Annotated in this window: 15 protein-coding genes and 1 pseudogene; 1 reads left to right on the top strand and 15 read right to left on the bottom strand. The window is 55.4% G+C overall.

The window, feature by feature from the left end; translation table 11 throughout:
- Positions 1-49: 49 nt before the first annotated feature.
- The gene (locus ACFMPD_RS07450) at positions 50-919 is read right to left on the bottom strand and encodes an MBL fold metallo-hydrolase (RefSeq protein ID WP_380993166.1); all 870 of its coding nucleotides are present in this window, start codon (positions 917-919) and stop codon (positions 50-52) included.
- Positions 920-1,353: 434 nt separating this feature from the next.
- Entirely contained in the window at positions 1,354-1,647 is a 294-nt protein-coding gene (locus tag ACFMPD_RS07455) for a hypothetical protein (RefSeq protein WP_380993167.1), read from the bottom strand.
- A 75-nt stretch (positions 1,648-1,722) separates the two neighbouring features.
- On the opposite strand from ACFMPD_RS07455, the gene ACFMPD_RS07460 reads away from it, so the two are divergent.
- Positions 1,723-2,004, top strand: a complete 282-nt coding sequence (locus tag ACFMPD_RS07460; RefSeq protein ID WP_380993168.1) for a hypothetical protein — start codon at positions 1,723-1,725, stop codon at positions 2,002-2,004.
- A 219-nt stretch (positions 2,005-2,223) separates the two neighbouring features.
- Here ACFMPD_RS07460 and ACFMPD_RS07465 read toward each other — a convergent pair whose 3' ends face one another.
- The 13 genes and pseudogenes from ACFMPD_RS07465 to ACFMPD_RS07525 form a co-directional block, all read right to left on the bottom strand.
- Positions 2,224-4,254 carry a hypothetical protein gene (locus ACFMPD_RS07465; protein ID WP_380993169.1) on the bottom strand — a complete coding sequence of 677 codons (2,031 nt, stop codon included), beginning with the start codon at positions 4,252-4,254 and terminating at the stop codon, positions 2,224-2,226.
- 41 nt (positions 4,255-4,295) lie between these two features.
- The gene (locus ACFMPD_RS07470) at positions 4,296-5,774 is read right to left on the bottom strand and encodes a type I restriction-modification system subunit M (protein ID WP_380993170.1); all 1,479 of its coding nucleotides are present in this window, start codon (positions 5,772-5,774) and stop codon (positions 4,296-4,298) included.
- Positions 5,771-6,685 (bottom strand): GIY-YIG nuclease family protein, encoded by a 915-nt coding sequence (locus ACFMPD_RS07475; protein WP_380993171.1) that lies wholly within the window; start codon positions 6,683-6,685, stop codon positions 5,771-5,773. Before ACFMPD_RS07475 ends, ACFMPD_RS07470 begins: the two co-directional genes overlap by 4 nt.
- Positions 6,682-8,265, bottom strand: a complete 1,584-nt coding sequence (locus ACFMPD_RS07480; RefSeq protein WP_380993172.1) for a restriction endonuclease subunit S — start codon at positions 8,263-8,265, stop codon at positions 6,682-6,684. The genes ACFMPD_RS07475 and ACFMPD_RS07480 overlap by 4 nt, the downstream gene beginning before the upstream one ends.
- On the bottom strand, positions 8,262-11,018 hold the full coding sequence (locus ACFMPD_RS07485; protein ID WP_380993173.1) for a type I restriction endonuclease subunit R: 2,757 nt from the start codon (positions 11,016-11,018) through the stop codon (positions 8,262-8,264). Before ACFMPD_RS07485 ends, ACFMPD_RS07480 begins: the two co-directional genes overlap by 4 nt.
- 183 nt (positions 11,019-11,201) lie before the next feature.
- Positions 11,202-11,681 carry a hypothetical protein gene (locus ACFMPD_RS07490; RefSeq protein WP_380993174.1) on the bottom strand — a complete coding sequence of 160 codons (480 nt, stop codon included), beginning with the start codon at positions 11,679-11,681 and terminating at the stop codon, positions 11,202-11,204.
- A gap of 52 nt (positions 11,682-11,733) precedes the next feature.
- Positions 11,734-12,783 carry a TrbL/VirB6 family protein gene (locus tag ACFMPD_RS07495; RefSeq protein WP_380993175.1) on the bottom strand — a complete coding sequence of 350 codons (1,050 nt, stop codon included), beginning with the start codon at positions 12,781-12,783 and terminating at the stop codon, positions 11,734-11,736.
- Entirely contained in the window at positions 12,783-13,226 is a 444-nt protein-coding gene (locus tag ACFMPD_RS07500) for a hypothetical protein (RefSeq protein WP_380993176.1), read from the bottom strand. Before ACFMPD_RS07500 ends, ACFMPD_RS07495 begins: the two co-directional genes overlap by 1 nt.
- Before the next feature lie 215 nt (positions 13,227-13,441).
- Positions 13,442-14,983, bottom strand: coding sequence for a relaxase family protein (locus tag ACFMPD_RS07505; RefSeq protein WP_380993177.1), 1,542 nt, complete (start codon positions 14,981-14,983; stop codon positions 13,442-13,444).
- Complete coding sequence (gene mobC, locus ACFMPD_RS07510; protein WP_380993178.1) at positions 14,977-15,237, bottom strand: plasmid mobilization relaxosome protein MobC; 261 nt, start codon at positions 15,235-15,237, stop codon at positions 14,977-14,979. The genes ACFMPD_RS07505 and mobC overlap by 7 nt, the downstream gene beginning before the upstream one ends.
- Positions 15,238-15,290: 53 nt before the next feature.
- Positions 15,291-15,614, bottom strand: a pseudogene (locus ACFMPD_RS07515) (plasmid mobilization protein); the annotation flags it as partial.
- Entirely contained in the window at positions 15,604-16,380 is a 777-nt protein-coding gene (locus tag ACFMPD_RS07520; protein WP_380993179.1) for a helix-turn-helix domain-containing protein, read from the bottom strand. The gene ACFMPD_RS07520 and the pseudogene ACFMPD_RS07515, both read right to left, overlap by 11 nt.
- Entirely contained in the window at positions 16,373-16,585 is a 213-nt protein-coding gene (locus tag ACFMPD_RS07525; protein WP_380993180.1) for a MerR family transcriptional regulator, read from the bottom strand. Before ACFMPD_RS07525 ends, ACFMPD_RS07520 begins: the two co-directional genes overlap by 8 nt.
- Between the last annotated feature and the right edge of the window lie 70 nt (positions 16,586-16,655).

Consider the following 16,655-nt stretch of genomic DNA (forward strand, 5'->3'; position numbering starts at 1 on the left):
GCTTGCCTGTGCGATTGGCGCCCCGACGGGAGTTGACATGTACCGTGTCTCACGAGCCGATGGGTAAATCGATCCGCAATCCGTCGCGGCCGATGATCAGCGCGGTATCGCCGAGACCTTCCACGGCCTCGAGCCAGTCTCGTTCGGCATAGGCCGGGTCATCCGACGGGATCAGGTGCGACAAGACCAGCGTCTTAACGCCGGCGTCAGCGGCGATTCTGGCGGCGTCATGGGCAAAAGTATGCGATCGCAACAAATGGGCCATCAGATTGTCGCCGCCATTTCCGATCCTGGCCAACAGGGCGGGCAATGCGCGTTCCAGCATCGCTTCGTGGATCAACAGATCGGCCCCGCGCGCGAAATTCTCCATGGCTACAATCGGGGCCGTATCACCGGAAAAGACAACATGCGTCGTCTGCGTCTGAAAGGACAGGGCAAAGCAGTCCACAAGCGGTGGGTGATCGGTCCGGATGGCGGAAACCGTCAGCCCGTCCCTGTCGAACACGAGTCCCGCGTCCATGTCGTGTATCTGTACGAGGCCCCGCAGGTCGGGGCGCCCCTCGTCTTCGATCCGAAGGTCGATATCGGCCTGCATCGAGGTCAAAAAGCCGTTCCAATAGGCATGCAGGCCGCGCGGGCCATAGATCTCTACCCGGGTGCACAGCCCGGCTGTCCAGGCCGTGTGTAGCAGCGGGCCAAGCTCGATATAGTGGTCCGAATGCAGATGAGTGATGAAGATCAGCGCCAGCTCGCTGAGCTGCATGTCTTGATCCACAAGCCCCTTGGTCACGCCCAGGCCGCAATCGACCACGACCTGGATGCCGTTCAGCACAAACAGGTTCGACATGGGCATGGACGAACCCGGACGGATGGCGGGACCGCCCTTTGTGCCCAAGAGAGCGACGTAATCCTGAGACATCTGAGACCTCTCTGGCGTGCAGATACGACGTGCAGCGCCGAATGAATGACGGGCGTCCTGTTCTGTCAGGACATGCTGTGGCGACAGGGTCAGATCGAGTCCGTAAACGCGAACCGTTGCACCAGCTTGATACGCCGCTTCTTGTACCTTGCCTACGGTTTCTGCGTCGATAGGTTTTAGTCGATGCTGTCTCTGAAGTGCCCCTAGTTTCCTAGACACCTGCCTGGTTCAGTTTGGGCTGTCGGATTTCGAAGTCAGCGGGCGACGGCATGCCGTTGTTCGTGTGTTTTCGCTTCGGGTTAGCGAAGGGTCGTCGGTTCCGAAGCTTTCCTCGGAATGGCCGCATTTAGTGCAAGTGACTTCGACGCCTTCGGTCGTACCACCATAATCATTGTCAAGATCAGTGTAGTCGGTCGTAGTCGAGACATAGGCTATTAGCGATGTTCCCATTGCACGTCACGCAGCCAAGTTGGCTGTGCCGGGTGGTCGGACATGTCGCCGTATCTGTAGCAAAGCCAGTAGTAAAAGTCGTGTATCGCATCTTGAACGGGTACATCGTCGGGTATTTGCTCGGACGCCTTAATGGCCACCATCAATTCCGTGAAGCGTCCAGTAGCCGAAATTTCATGGCGGTTTTTCATTGCGTGTTCGTTGTCGAGTGAGAAATTTTGCGCGTCCAGAAGGACTAGCGTTTGAATTCCCCACAAAAACTGCTCTTGCTTTGTCAAGTGTATTCTCCAGTGTTTTCGCTACAAGTTGTGACGTATCATACATGCAGTAGGTCAACGAAGGAACAACGCAACGTGCGCAACATAAGCATCAAAGATCACCCGTTTTACGAACGTCTGGGGCAGGCCACACCGCAGGAAGCGGCGTCGTGGGTCATAGGTGACACGCCTATAGAGGAAGCCGAAGCCAAGGACCGCAAAGCTGCGTTCCGAAGTGTCGCCAAGAAGATCACAGCGGGTAAGGCCGAACGCAGCAAGTATGGGTTCAATTCTGACACGAACGGCGAAATCGCACGCGCGATGGAATGGGCGTTCAAGGCAGGGATGAACGTAGGAAAGAAATCTAAGGGCAAATAGCAGCCCCAAAAACGGACGTTCAAGCCGGGTTTCGGGCGTGGGTAGTTCGTGGGTAGGATGGTCGAAGCGCCAAATTATCCAATAAAATCAATGGGTAATGGCGGAGACGAAGGGTGTAGCACAAATCACCTAAGAATTTGTTAATAAATAAATAATTTTTAAAGAAATTGAGTCATACCACGAATTGCACCACAGTCTGTCATACACGTCTCCTCGTGACTACTTCTGAGCCTCCTGAAATATTGAGCTGAATTGCCTTTGGTCCTCACTGACCATCTTCGATGCATCAACCGTCGGCATAAGCATATTAAAAAGCTCTCCTTGCGCGGTTGGTAAGGGCGACACCCCCCAACTTTCGGCATCCAAGTAAGGGCGCAAGGGAGGAACTTGTTCGAAGGTCTTTTCGAGGTTGGCGGTCATAGTGGCTTCATCATCGTAGAATTTCGTTTGAAAGTTAATGCTTTCTGAACCCGCACGGATCGCTGAAGAGGTGTATGAGCCAGCGGCCACGTAAAGAAGCCATAGGTTCACGTCTGTGACCAAACAGCCATCGATCCGGAGACCTGATCCGAAACTCTGGTTGATTACAACCAGTGGCAACACTTCAAGTTCTTCGATACCTTTGCTCCAGCCAAGCAGATCCACAAAGTCAGGCAGCGCCCCCTCCATCCACTGCGCCTTTCTTCGAGCCTGCTCGCAAGCTTCTTCCAGCTTCCCAAGATGATTGTATCGATCGATCGGTTCACACGGTCGAATAAACGCTTTCGCTTCACATACGATGATCTTTCGCCCGAAACGCACTAGGAGGTCGATTTCCTCGCTGTCGGGCTGGTCCCGACTTTTTGATATGGCGTCCGGACAGACGTGGAAGTCTTTTAATACTTCGTTCTTCTTAGCTACCTCAATAGTCCGCCTTCTCAACTGGTTCTCAAAAACGAGACCGGGTGCATGTTTCTTCTTACCCTCCGTCTTAAGCGCTGCTTCGGTGTGCAATTCCATGAATCTGTGAATTGAGCCGACATCAATCGCCGGTGCAAGTAGTAGAAGTTCATCATCTTCAAGCTTGACCAATGGCCGCGACCAAAGGCCGTCTCGGAAAAGACTTCCAGTTTCTTCCGGAGCAATGGTCAGACATTCGACAAGCCTAATGGCTAGCGCCTCGTCGATCTCCAAGCAGCGCGTCACTACGCGGACCAATGCATTCCGCGAGAGACCGAGCGACAACTTGCGAACCTCAGAATAATGCTTCGTGCTGGTTGGCAGGGCCAGTTTGGAAAATGCCGAAACTATGTCCTTAAGGAGCTGCAGCACCAAAATCAGCTGATACAAAGTCGCGCTTCCGTATTTCCCCCCAAGTTCCTTCCTCAACATGGGGCCAAGATAGAACTGCGAGGCTGCGGACAGGCGCATCCGCAGATTGTCGGACGAGTGCTTCGAACGTGGGCCGCACTTGAACCTGACCCTATTTCCCCTGACCTCTAACGATTTGACCGATTCTGAGGGCACCTCAATATCGTTAGGCAGTTTCAAGTCTCCGTCAGCCAAAGCAAGGCTTCGGGCCATGATATCAGCTTCGTGACGAAGTTGGCACGCATGCCAATAATAAGCATCACTTTTCGACGATGGCCGCAGACACAATCCCTTGTCTATTTTTGTCAAGAACCATCCTTCCCAAAGAGCGGCATCCCAGACATTTTTAAAGGCATGTTCAACCGAAAGAATCGCCGAACATCGTCGCCGGAGGTATTGAAAATTGAAGCCTGAAGCCTCGCGAACATCGTCCAGATCTTTGGCCTCGAAAAGCCAATGTGGCACGGAGTCCACGACGGCGGTTACAAAGTCATCTGGTGAGGTCGCATTGCCCGGCCCTAGAAACTCAATCTCTCGCAGTTGTTCAATGTGGAGCGGTTCACCGCGCTCAAACTGTTTTTCGACTAATCGCCGAAAGTGCTTCTGAAACGTGAAGAATTCGAGGTTTGCGCTTGCCAACGCCAATCGGATGGCCGTTCGTTTCGACAGGCTGGAAAAGAGCTTCTCGAAAAAAGTCCCCCTCAGCGCCTTGAGCTGCCCAGCGACAAACAGACCGCAAGCCAAAAGGTCTTGATCGCGCACGGTACCACGGCATTCTTTTTCTGCACTGCACCACGCTTCGTAGTCAAACGCCTTCGAAAACGGTGATGCAAGTCGATCGCCGCTTTTTTTACGCAGCCTGTCAAAGACTTCGCTGTTTAGGTGGCTTAGCTTCTGCATCTAATAGATCTGTCGACTAACACATAGCAATGCGGCACCATCTAAACCAAACTGGCCTGGACTTCGCGAAAGCTCTCCAACCCTGCCTCAAGTTCCTCAATGATTTCCTCAGCTAGCACATCTGGTGCGGGCAAGTTTTCCATGTCCGTCAAACTCTTGTCCTTCAGCCAGAACACGTCAAGGCTCGCTTTGTCTCTGTCCAGAAGCTCTTTCAAAGGATACTTCCGCCACCGGCCGTCTGGCATTTCTTCGGACCAAGTTTCGGACCGAAGATGCGTCTCGCCAGCTTTGAAACAGTCCACAAAGTCGGCCAGATGCTCATAGGTCATCGGCTTCTTCTTCAACGTGTGATGCACATTCGTGCGGTAGTCGTAGAACCAGACCTCATTTGTCTGGGCATTCGGGCTCGCTGGCTTGTTGTCGAAAAACAGGACGTTCGCCTTCACGCCTTGCGCATAGAAAATGCCTGTCGGCAGGCGCAAAATGGTGTGCAGATCAGTGGATTGCAGCAACTTGCGCCGCACCGTCTCACCTGCACCGCCCTCGAACAGTACGTTGTCAGGCACCACAACAGCCGCCCGGCCGGTACTCTTCAACATCGACCGTATGTGTTGGACAAAATTCAGCTGCTTGTTCGATGTGGTCGCCCAGAAGTCCTGACGGTTGTAGGTCAGGTCATCCGTCTCCTGCTCGCCCTCGTCATTGGTAAAGCTCATTGAGCTTTTCTTGCCAAACGGCGGGTTCGCTAGAACGTAGTCAAATGTCTGCGGAGAAGCGGTCACCAATGCATCATTGGGCGACACAAGGCTATCGCCATCAATCTCACCGATGTTGTGCAGCATCATGTTCATCAGGCACATCCGGCGGGTGTTCGCGACGATCTCGTTACCGAAAAAGGTTTCGTGTTTCAGAAACGCCTTCTGATCGCGGTCCAGCCCTCCCCGCTTCGGATCATTGAGATAATCATAGGCTGCAAGGAAAAACCCACCGGTGCCGCAGGCGGGGTCAGCAATGGTCTTGCCCGGTTCGGGCGCAAGACACTCGACCATCGCCGTAATCAGCGAGCGGGGCGTGAAGTACTGTCCAGCGCCGGATTTCGTATCCTCGGCGTTCTTCTCAAGCAGCCCTTCGTAGACGTCGCCCTTCACGTCTGCACCGAGCATCACCCAATCGACTCCATCCACCATGTCGATCAGACGGTAAAGCTTGGCCGGGTCCTGGATCTTGTTCTGTGCCTTCGTGAAGATGTGACCCAGCATCCCCGGCTTGGTGCCGAGCGTCCGCAGCAAATCGACGTAGTGTACCTCAAGCTCCGCACCGCGCTTTGCTTTCAGCGATGCCCAGTCGTACCCCTCTGGCACGCCGACGCTCCGATTGTGTGGCGGCTTGGAATACTCATCAGCCATCTTGAGAAAGATTAAATAAGTCAGCTGTTCCAGATAGTCGCCATATCCCACGCCGTCGTCACGCAGCGTTGTGCAGAAGCTCCAAACCTTTGAAACAATGGGGGCAGTATTCATTCCGTCTCTTCCTCGGTTTGTTCGGCCATTGCAGCCTCATAGGCGCCGTAGTTTTTGGTCTGGTCGCTTTCAAGAAACCATGCTCCCGTTCCCGACGTCGGTCGCCCTGTGACAACAGAGGCTGCGGCGCTCACGCTATTGAACGCATAGCTTTGAAGAAACTTCCGTGATCCATCGACGTCGCCAATCACTCCTTGAGACACCAGCGACGCGTAGAGCCGACCGTATGTGGACTTCGCACTTGTCGTTCCGACCCATTTGCTTCGAGCGTCAGACCCTTCTTCAACAATAAAGTCGCCGCCTTCCTGTCGCGCACGGGCAGACACTTCTTTGGTCGACAGCACGAAGAAAACGGGCTGCGCCTTGGGTTCGCTTGTCGCAGCTGGCGTCTTTGGTTTCGTTTGCTCTGTCAAGAAATCAAAGCGCAACGCCGGTAGGACAAGGCGCAGGTTTCTCAGAAAATCCTCCATGTGCGCGCGAGCCGCCTTGCTGAGCGGGCTAGCGGTTGGCGCCTTGGAGTTTGCCAGTGATACTTTGGATATCTGAAGAGCTAGGCTGTAAATCCGGCTCTCAAGATAGCGGGCATGCGCTTTGTTCAGCGGCTCGCCTAGTGCCGTCACAAAGATAGCCCGCTCCCACCAGTCTTTGGACGCATCCTTGATGTGCTGATTGATCCTTGTGCGGATCTCGTCCGTCTCTCCCACGTAGAGCGTCAGGCCGTTTTCGGTTTCACCGACCAGAAGGTAGATGCCAGGCTGCGACGCTTCCGGTTCTTTCAGCGCATCAAAAACCTGCGTTCGGTTTGTGACCAGGACATGCCCTGTCCACTGAAATGGGATTGTTGCAGTCGTCATTCCATCGGGATCGCCGTCATGGAAAAAGAGTTCGATTGAGCGTCCTTGCGATGTCATGCGGGCGTCTTTCGTTTGCGCTTAGGCTTTGGGGCAGCTTTCCGCTCGGTTTTGATGCGCTCCAGCAGGGCTGAGGCGGGTTCATCTGTTGGGTCTTGTGGGACAAGCTTGCCTTCGAAGGCGCGTTTGAGGATGGATTGGCGCAACGCGCGGGAGCGGGCGAGTTGTCGATCAATATCCTCCTCAAGAGCGTCGAGGGTGGAGAGCTTGGCTTCGAGGCGGCTGACGATTTCGGCTTGTTCGGCTAGCGAACAGTATGGGAAAGGATATTCTTGGAGTTTGTTCCCATTAATATTCGACTGGTTCACTCCATCCGTCTTCACCACGTCACCATGCTTCTTCGCTGTAATCGAGTTGAGGAAATAGGTCAGGTAGGAACCTGAGACCGTCTCTTCAATTTGGTTGATCCTTATCAGGTAGCCAGCAAAAAGCGCGGGCCGCTCGCCACGGTAAATTGATGTTTTTCCAACAAGTTCTGGGCTATTTGTTCGGTTGAAGAGTACATCTCCGGAAGAGAGAGCGTATTGTTGGATTTCTTGACCATCTGATGTGAAAACCAGATCGGTCCAATCGATTTTACCTGCTTGGAGGTTACCCATCCTAACAACAGGCATCACCCCTGTCTCCGCCGACTTCGCAGAGGTGCCATATTCGACGCCGCATGTGCTGTAGCCAAGACGCTGCCAAAGCCATCCGTGCGGCAAATCAGGTAGCTCAATCTCGATGTCATCGAGTGTGTCGTTGAAATCACGTGGACGCTTAGGCTTCGCGGGCTTCTTCCCTTCCTCACCTTCAGCACGCCATTTGGCAACGGCGTCCTGCCAATCGTCCAGCGCTTGTTTGTAGCGGGCGTCGCGTTCTTCCTGGATGCGGGCCAAGAGGGTTTCGGGGTCTTCGAGTTTGTCGGGGTTGGCGGCGCGCCAGTCGGCGGTCAGGTGGCCCTCGAACGCGTGTTTGAGCAGGGATTGCCGATACAGCCCGGCCTTGTCCCGCGCCGCCCGCAAACTCTTCTCTCCCTTGTCCAGCAATTCAAAAAGCTGCTCGATCTTCTCGACGATGCGGCGTTGTTCGTTGAGGGGTGCGACCCGAACTTTGAGCTGAGCAAATCGACCGTGCGTGAGGTTAAGCCCGCTGTCATTGATTCCGGTCTTCATCCGATCAATGGCGTCGGTCGCTTCTCTCGTAGCCAAGAAATACGCGAGAAACTTGGAGTTCATCGCGTTTTCGAGCGGGCGAAAGCGATACATCTTACCCGACATCATCAGCTTCGATTGCGTTCGCTCAACGAGACACGTCACCCCGCATCTATTTCGCGGTCCCGCACAGGTCATCAAGATGTCACCCGCGTTTACGGTGACGTTGGCTTTGGGCTCTAAGTGGTCCGGCAGGCGCTTGTTCTCATGCCCCCAGTATTCTCCGTCCTGGATCGCGGTTGTTTTGAGCACCCCCCAGTCACCGTCAGGTGCAGGATGGCTTTCACACTGAGGGCTCCAACCTTGTTGAAACGGTTTACCGTTGTTGTTTTCGGCCAGGACATCGACAATTTCTGTCTCCACCCAACCGTCCGTAAGTTCACTCATCCCGCCACTGCCTCATTCATCTCGGCCATCAGTGGCTCCATTTCGTCGCCGAACAGTTGATACATCCGACCTAGCCCGCCTTGCCCGTCAAAGGGGGCAAAGTCCAGATCATCCCGTTCGATATGGAAGCTGCTGGCCAGATGATCGCGGATCATGCGCAGCCAGGTCATTTGCTCCTCATCAAACTTAGCTCCCTTGCCCGCATGGCGTTTCAGAACCCAGTTCTGGAAATTCTTGCGAACACGATCCGCATGGGGCGTCAACTTGTCATCCAACCCAGCCACGCGGCGGATCAGGGCAACCAGCGCCTCCAGCTCTTTCTCCGGCGCTGCCCCCTGCACCGCCTCCAGATGCGCGTAGGCCCGCCACACATTGAGCGGGGCCAAGCGCGGGGCATCGGCGCGCAAGGCTTCCAGCACATCGCGGATCATAGCGAATGTGATCTCTGACCGGCGGGCGGGCTGGTTGAAAAAGATCGTCAGTGCCTCAAGCCGGTCGCGGTTGTCATTGAGGTAAGCTTCAAAGTCCTGGCTCAGCGCTTTTGCGTTCTCATCCGTATCGCCCGCCCATTCCGCCTTGGTCACATGATCAAGGTTTTCGTGATCGACCGTTTGTTCCAAGTCGCGGCGGATGGTGTCGAGCGTATTGATGAGCGTGCCGTTCAGCATCTTTGCCGCTTCACCCACACGCTTGGCCCGCGCGGCGTCCTGAGCGGCCTCATCAGGCTCATCCTGGCCCGTTGCAGCCTTGGCATCAGCCAAGACATCATCGGCGTCGATCGCGTCAAACAGGCCCTTGATCACAGAGCGCAAGGAACGGCCTGCGGCAGCCTCTACCTGCGTGCGTTGCTGATCGTCAATTTGTCGATCGATCCGCGCCAAGCGGCCCGCAAGGGACGTGACCGATGCCTCATCCCGCGCCGCGCCCATCATCACTCCCATCGCGAGGTCTTTGAGTGGAACGGAGGGCTTGGTGTCCAAAGGCTGGCTCGCCGTTTTCACCGACTTGGTCACGCCGATTGCATCGACAATCACGTAGTGGCTTTTTGCGCGGGCTGAGGGTGTGACCTTTTTCAGATCGTCAGCTTTCACCACACGAGTGCCGCGACCCTTCATCTGTTCAAAGTAGTTCTTCGATTTCACGTCCCGCATGAACAAGAGGCATTCGAGCGGCTTCACATCCGTGCCGGTGGCAATCATGTCGACGGTCACTGCGATGCGCGGGTAGTAGTCGTTGCGGAAAGCCGCCAGGACAGATTTCGGATCGCCATCCGTCTTGCTGGTGATCTTTTTGCAGAACTCGTTGCCCTCGCCAAATTCCTGCCGGACGGTTTGAATGATGTCGTCTGCGTGGCTGTCGGTCTTGGCAAAGATCAGCGTTTTAGGCACTTCGTTTCGGCCCGGAAAGATGTTGGGCAGGTTGTCCTTGAAAGCCCTGATGACCGTCCGGATTTGGTCAGCGTTCACAACTGATCGGTCGAGCTGCTTTGCCGAATATGCCTCGTCTTCGTCCTGCTGCTCCCAGCGCTTCTTTCTGGTCAGCTTTTCGCGGCGCTCGACTTGCTGCTTGGCGACAAGTTTCGCACCCTTCTGGGTGACTTCGGTCTCGATCACATAGATTTCGTTGCCGACGTTCACGCCATCGGCAACAGCATCTTCGTGGGTGTACTCACTTACGACATTCTTCTGGAAAAACCCGAAAGTACGATCATCGGGCGTGGCCGTAAGACCAATCAAGAAGGCATCGAAATACTCAATGACCTGACGCCACAGGTTGTAGATAGAGCGGTGCGCCTCGTCGATGACGATGAAATCGAAATACTCAGGCGGAATCTTGTCGCTATAGACCACGGGAAGCGGCTCACGCTTCCTCTTCCATTGTTCGGCCGGGTTTTCGTCTTCTGCGCCTTCTGGCAGCTCCTCATCCTTGAGGATCGCGTACATGCGTTGAATGGTCGAGATGCAGACTTGGCTATCACCGGCAATGTGGCGCGACTTGAGACGCTGGACATTGTAAAGCTCGGTGAACTTTCGGTTGTCGTCGTTCGGGACGAAGGACATGAACTCTTGCTCAGCTTGCTCCCCAAGGTTCTTTGTATCAACGAGGAAAAGGATCCGCTTAGCACCCGCATGCTTTAGCAGACGATAGATTTCTGTGATCGCGGTGAAGGTTTTGCCTGATCCCGTAGCCATCTGGATCAACGCCCTGGGGCGGTTTTCCTTGAGAGAGGCTTCGAGCTTGGTAATCGCGCTAGTCTGGCAGTCCCTTAACCCATCTTCGTTCAGCTCAGGCAGGCCTTGTAGCGCCGCCCTGAGTGATTGCCCTTGCTTGATCCACTCAGCCAGCGCTTCTGGCCGGTGGAACGAAAACACTTCCCGCGACCTTGGTTTCGGATCGCGACCGTCTGTGAACCGTGTAACTGCGCCGGTGCTTTCGTATACAAACGGTAAAGGGCTTGAGTTATTGACCCACTTAAGCTGCGCCGCCGCATAGCCCCCGGACTGCTCTTCAACTGTCGTAAGCTTTTGTCCCCACTCCTGGGGTTTGGCCTCCAACACTCCCACAGCGCTACCGTCGACAAACAAGACATAGTCAGCAGGGCCAATGTCAGTTTGGTATTCACGCACCGCTACGCCAAGTGCTGCTGTTGGATTGAGCTCTGACTTATTCTGCACAACCCAACCAGACGATCTAAGCTGCTCATCAATTTTATCACGCGCAATCTGCTCTGGATTTTGATTTATCTCGTTCAAATCACTTTCACCCTCAACACTCCGCAACCATAAAGTGTAAGGGAATGAATTGAAATGGAAAACAGTGAACCAAATCGAACAATAAAACGGGGCTGTCTGCCCCCGCGCCTGCCTGGCGCTCCCCCGAGGATACTTCTGGGAAGATGAAGCAGCTGCGCTCTAAATCCGAACGCGGTGGGTATATTAGTACGGCCACTTCCTCAGAACGCATTCTTCGACTTCGAGCGCACCAATATCCATATCATGCCAGCCTTTCGCAGATTTTTCGAAGAGACTGCGTGCTTCTTCAACGAAACTCTTCTTGATTGTCGAGGTGCGGTAAACTTTCACGGCTTCATGTTGAAACCCGTAAATAAGTTCACCTTGCGTCTTGAGATCAATCATGCGGCCCCATGGCTGTTTTCCAAGCTGTAGGACTTCAGTCATTCGGCCATGAACAATTCCGCCCTCGGCGGTCAATTCGATACCCTCGAACTCGATCGTCTCTCCCGATTTATCGGTGGTTCGGACGATCATAGGCTCTGCCCAGCCAGCTTTTGTCAGGGTTCGAGCATCCTCAACACTCACCTCCCCGTAGGTGAGAAGACAGTGCAGCGCATCACCACCAGGTGTAAGGGTGACATAGCCTGCTACAGGTGGAGTTCGGGAGCTTATTTCTGACATGTTGGCCCTTGATAGGTTGCTGCCCTGGATGCGGGGCGAGAGTTGGAATTTGTCATTTCAGTTTACTCAAACGATCAGAGCGCTCTTTCATTCGGAGCATTCTGCTACCGGCACCCATACTTGAGACAGCGGAAGCAGATTGTGGAGCCAGGGTTACGGTTCGTGGCGAGGCAGTGCTCTGAACATTCGGTGGCACAGACCGACTCTGGGCCCCAACCTGCCGGGCACTATGTGCCTCACCTCTGAGACCAAATTTGCGAGCAGCACCCCCTGCAAGGGATCCGACCAAACCTGCGTTGATGTCGCCAGACAAAGTCCTCACAATCGCGGGAATGAATGCAATCAGAGTTAGTGATAAAAGGATGAGCGCGAGGAAAGGGATCGCGGCTCCAATGTTGGATGCGCTGTCGGGACTCCCAACGGCAGTTTGCAATACGCGCATCAGCCCGAAGATCACCGAAAACACCCCGGCTATGACCACCGGGTAAAGCGACCAACTCAAAACAGCGGCGAGCCAACGGCTGAAGTAGTCATTCGTTGGCTTGAACAGTGACAACATGATCATTGCAGGCGCAATACCGATCAACAACGTTACCACCATCTTAGCGAGCACAAGAACGAGCGCCGCCGCACCCCCAAGGATTGAGAGAAGAAAAGTCAGCACAACGCTCATGATCGCGCCGGCCATCCAGTTGAGGTTTGATCCAATGGCATTGGCATAGTCAGCCAGCTCATCAATCATCTGATCAAAGCGGTTCGCGAAATAGTCTGAACCTGATCCGGTATCTCCGGTGATCGAACCAATCAGCAATCCTGCGACGTTCTCAAGCCCCAGGAAGACCAGGTTGCTTACATAGTTGAAGTTCACCCAGTTGAAGGCAAAGGCGTTGATCAAGCCGATCTTGATCAGAAGTGGAAATAGCTCCGCGCCGTCCATTGGCCGTATTTGCAAAGCCATGTTGATGAAAAGCAAGGCGACGGCAAGTGTGGAGGCGACAACAACTGCCCCGCCCAATCCCGAAGCCACTGCGGCAAACTGAGATTCAGCGACGTCGTTCAGCCCTGCATTTGCCGCATCCATTATGAAACTGACGATCCCCATTAGCCTGCCTCCTTGCAAAGAGCATGTACCCGTTCGCGAAGCTTGGAAATGTCTGGGAAATAGACTTCGTCGGCCCATTGATCGTAGTCGCTGATCGGACCCTTCGCGAAACCGAGAGCGTTGTATTCATCCTCGATCACAGACCAGTTTGGTCGGATCTGGGCACAGTCGCAGTCCTGTGCTTCCAACACTCCCATGTAACGTTGCAAATCATAGAGTTTGTCTGCCGCGGCCGATCGCCAACCATCCCGAAAACTGTGGAATGTCATGTGGTCTGGTCGTTCGGAGATTGGGCAACCAAAACGGTCAGTTTCAGCGACTTCAACGGAGTTAGAAAAAACCTGACCATGACCGGCCAAGGGAAGAAACCAGAAAACCAGTGCGGTGAATAGTGGTTTGCCAAACATCAAAATCTCCTCAAAAATCGTTTTGCAATGTGCCATGTGCCATGTGGCATTTGCCGTTCGCCATTTGCCATTTGCCGTGTGCTACGTGGCATTCGCCATGTGCCTTGTGCCTTGTGCCTTGTGCCTTGTGCCTTGTGCCTTGTGCCTTGTGCCTTGTGCCTTGTGCCTTGTGCCTTGTGCCTTGAAGTGAGTTCCCTGGGCATGTGCCCCATGCAACATGTTCCTGTTTTCCGAAGCGTGTGTTCCTGTGATCAGTGGCGGAGCGCACGAACATCCTCACCGATCTCTTCCGCTAAGGTTTCCCGAGCTGCGCTTGTGCCCTCTGCGCGAGTTTCAAGCTGTCTTGCAGCTTGGATGGGGTCGTTTCGATGCCCGAGGCTTCTTGCATCCAGTCGCTCAAGGCTTTGACCAATAAGATCTGTGATCTGGCCAATGCGCTCATGGAGCCGTGCAACCCATCCAGTTCGGTCCGCATTTCGCTTCCGGAGGATTTCAATTCCTGCGCTGATGTTTCCGATGCCTGCGTCAACCGCTCCACGTAGCTCAACAATTCGCGCTCTAATGCTGTCAGACCATCCATTGCTCACTCCTCGATCCTGATGCAGTCGCGCTCCTCGCCCGCCCACATGCAGCGGCGTAGCGTCGTGGTCTCGCTCTCCAAGATCAAAAAGGTGTAGCTGCCCTGTTCGATCCTCTCGATGCCCAAGGCTTGCCAACTCGTCCTGTACGTTAGGATCATCTGTGCGAAGCCAAGCGTCGTCACCAACGTGAGTGTCACCATCGCCAATATCAGCCATTTCTCTGACCATGTCCGGTAGCCGGAGTGCTTCCGGTTTTCGGTCACCCACTTCTGACGTAGTTTCAGAAGTTGCGCGTCCATATCGCTCTGAATTGTAAGCAGCGCGTCGTCGGCAATGGCCTTCAAATCGGTCCTGAAGCTCTTCAACTGCGCGTCGATCAAGGCGGCATTCTCGCTGCGCAGGTTCTCCATGTCCTCCGCCAGTTTCTCGCTCAACCTCGGTGTCTGCTTGCCAGTCTTCATGGAAAATCTCCCCCTTCAACCGCCACTTCTCGCCTGTCTCCGGGTCCTGGGCAGTGATGTAATTCTTGCCTGCGCGTGGAATTTCAAAACCTGCATCGCGGAGTGTTTCGATCATCACGGCACGATCCGTGATCAGACCCACAGATATCTGATCACGGATCCAGCCGTGGAGCTCCTCGCGCCCCTGCGCACGCGTCGGCGCTTCGTTGACGGCCTTCACCTCTGCCACGCGCTCCACGTCCATGGGATCGGCCCAGCCGTGGGTCTTGTTCATCAGGTCGCGCAGGCTGTCGAAGGCGCGTTCGTAGCCGGGCGGGGCAATATTGAGGCTGCGCCCGCTGTGCAGCTCCATACGCGGCATGCAGAAATGCAGCTCGACGCGATCCTCGTGGGTATGGCGCACCCATAGGCAAGCGTAGCGATCGGCATCGAGACCAGCGAAGGCGATCTCCTCGAAACGGTCGATCACCTCCTGCTGCTGGTCCCCGGTCGGGGCGTCCTCGCTGGCGAAACTAACGACACCTGCGCGATAGGTCCATTTGTGAGGGCAGGCGTCGATCAGGTCGATCATGCCCTGGGAATCGCCGCGCACGACCTCAGGCAGCGGCTCGCGGCTCACGGTCATGGGCTGGCCCGAGGCATCGCGGATCAGGTCGCGGTTGTCGTCATAGGCAAGCACGGTGCGGGCGGTCAGGTATTCGACCGGCCCCGCGCCGCCACCCTTGCCGTTGGGGAAGAACTTGATCAGCACCCGGGCGGCCTCCGGTGCTTGGCGATGATCTCCACCAACCGCCGCTCGATGCCGACCAGCGCCGCCGCCACGCGCAGAGCCTCGATCTCGCTGGCCCGGCCCGCGCGGGTCGCCGTGTTGAGCCACCGCGCGATCTGGTTGAGGTTCCCGCCATTGCGGGACACAGCCAGCACGAGCGCGGGATCGACACGGGGCGCAGGCTTGCGCCGCTTCGGAGCCACGCCGGTGGCGAGCTGCCGAAGCATGGCGGACATGGACAGCNGGCCCGGCCCGCGCGGGTCGCCGTGTTGAGCCACCGCGCGATCTGGTTGAGGTTCCCGCCATTGCGGGACACAGCCAGCACGAGCGCGGGATCGACACGGGGCGCAGGCTTGCGCCGCTTCGGAGCCACGCCGGTGGCGAGCTGCCGAAGCATGGCGGACATGGACAGCCCGCGATCCGCAGCCGCCTGTCGGATCAGCGCCTTTTCCTCGGAAGAGCAGTAGAAGAACACGGCTTCCTGCTTCTCCGAGACCGCGCTCCGCGTGGTCGGGTTGGGGTTCGAAGGGGAGGCTTGCCGCCCCTCGCAAGGTCCCGGTTCGATGGTCGCAGACCTAGAACTGGGTCGCCTTGCTCTTTGCTCAGATCGCACGGCTGGGCTCCTCGACTTTTGACGCTTGGTGGATCAGATCACGTAGCCAACTGAGTTGATGTTCCCATTCGGCACTGCCTGCCTTGGCTGGTGTACGAGCCGGGAGCCAAAAACCAAGATGATGCTCATGCGGTGACAGCGGCAAGCTGCGCTCCAAAGTGGTCATGCCTTCCTTTGCCAGCTGCTCGTCCCATTCCCGGACAAAGCAGATACCCCTTGGGACAAAGAAGAGGCGCTGGCTGTCCAGCGTGCGCGCCGTGTGCGCTCCTCCGGATTGCTCGCTATTGGGCAAATCCGGCGCGGACGCGCGACCGTGTTCTTTTCTAAGTTCTTGTTCTTTGTTCGGGGGGCGATCCCGTCCCCCTTTAATGGACAAGTCTGTCCTGCTTTGCGGACAGGAACGCCCCCCTTTAGCACGGCTTAGCAGGACAACCTTGTCCCCCTCCCGGCGGCGTGCGGTGGCTCGCTTCAGAGCAGCCTCGGTGGGGCGGTAGCGCGAGGAATTTCCCTTGTTGGTTCCCCGCTCGACAGTCAAGTAGCCTGCCGCTTCCAAGGCATTTATGGCCCGTTTTACAGACTTCGCATGTTTGCCGATGGCAGCACCGATTTTCTTGAAAGAAGGGTAACTTTCACCAGTCGTATGATCCGCGTGGGCCAGTGATAGATAGATCGCAACGCGCAGAGCATTGTCGTTTAGCTGATGATCAGAGACCATCTCCAGAAGGAACTGCAACTTAATCTTGCAAAAGGGCAACGGCTCAGACATGAGACGTAGTCGTCGCGATCCGGTTGCGGTTGATCCATTCGTTTAGATCAGCACCGTGATATTTTACCCTGCGCCCAAATTTCAGAAAGCTAGGCCCAACTCTTCGATGCCGCCATTGAGCCCGTTGTGCTTTTGGCGCGATAAGGTCCAGCTCGGTATCCGCATCGTCATAGAGCCGCTCGCTTTCAAAAACTTCATGTGGCATTTATCGGTCCTCGTAGTGATACGTTGATACCGATGAACATTCATTTCCGTACAGTTATTGATAGCGACAG

It is taken from the genome of Sedimentitalea sediminis, from assembly GCF_042687825.1.
In the GTDB taxonomy this organism is placed as follows: Bacteria; Pseudomonadota; Alphaproteobacteria; order Rhodobacterales; family Rhodobacteraceae; genus Sedimentitalea.

Bases quoted from the DNA above. Each gene is read 5' to 3' on its own strand.
- ACFMPD_RS07500 (WP_380993176.1), bottom strand. From the start codon at position 13,226: ATGGCACATTGCAAAACGATTTTTGAGGAGATTTTGATGTTTGGCAAA.
- ACFMPD_RS07480 (WP_380993172.1), bottom strand. From the start codon at position 8,265: ATGAGTGAACTTACGGACGGTTGGGTGGAGACAGAAATTGTCGATGTC.
- ACFMPD_RS07465 (WP_380993169.1), bottom strand. From the start codon at position 4,254: ATGCAGAAGCTAAGCCACCTAAACAGCGAAGTCTTTGACAGGCTGCGT.
- ACFMPD_RS07495 (WP_380993175.1), bottom strand. From the start codon at position 12,783: ATGGGGATCGTCAGTTTCATAATGGATGCGGCAAATGCAGGGCTGAAC.
- ACFMPD_RS07490 (WP_380993174.1), bottom strand. From the start codon at position 11,681: ATGTCAGAAATAAGCTCCCGAACTCCACCTGTAGCAGGCTATGTCACC.
- ACFMPD_RS07470 (WP_380993170.1), bottom strand. From the start codon at position 5,774: ATGAATACTGCCCCCATTGTTTCAAAGGTTTGGAGCTTCTGCACAACG.
- ACFMPD_RS07450 (WP_380993166.1), bottom strand. From the start codon at position 919: ATGTCTCAGGATTACGTCGCTCTCTTGGGCACAAAGGGCGGTCCCGCC.
- ACFMPD_RS07520 (WP_380993179.1), bottom strand. From the start codon at position 16,380: ATGTCTGAGCCGTTGCCCTTTTGCAAGATTAAGTTGCAGTTCCTTCTG.
- ACFMPD_RS07525 (WP_380993180.1), bottom strand. From the start codon at position 16,585: ATGCCACATGAAGTTTTTGAAAGCGAGCGGCTCTATGACGATGCGGAT.
- mobC (WP_380993178.1), bottom strand. From the start codon at position 15,237: ATGTCCGCCATGCTTCGGCAGCTCGCCACCGGCGTGGCTCCGAAGCGG.
- ACFMPD_RS07475 (WP_380993171.1), bottom strand. From the start codon at position 6,685: ATGACATCGCAAGGACGCTCAATCGAACTCTTTTTCCATGACGGCGAT.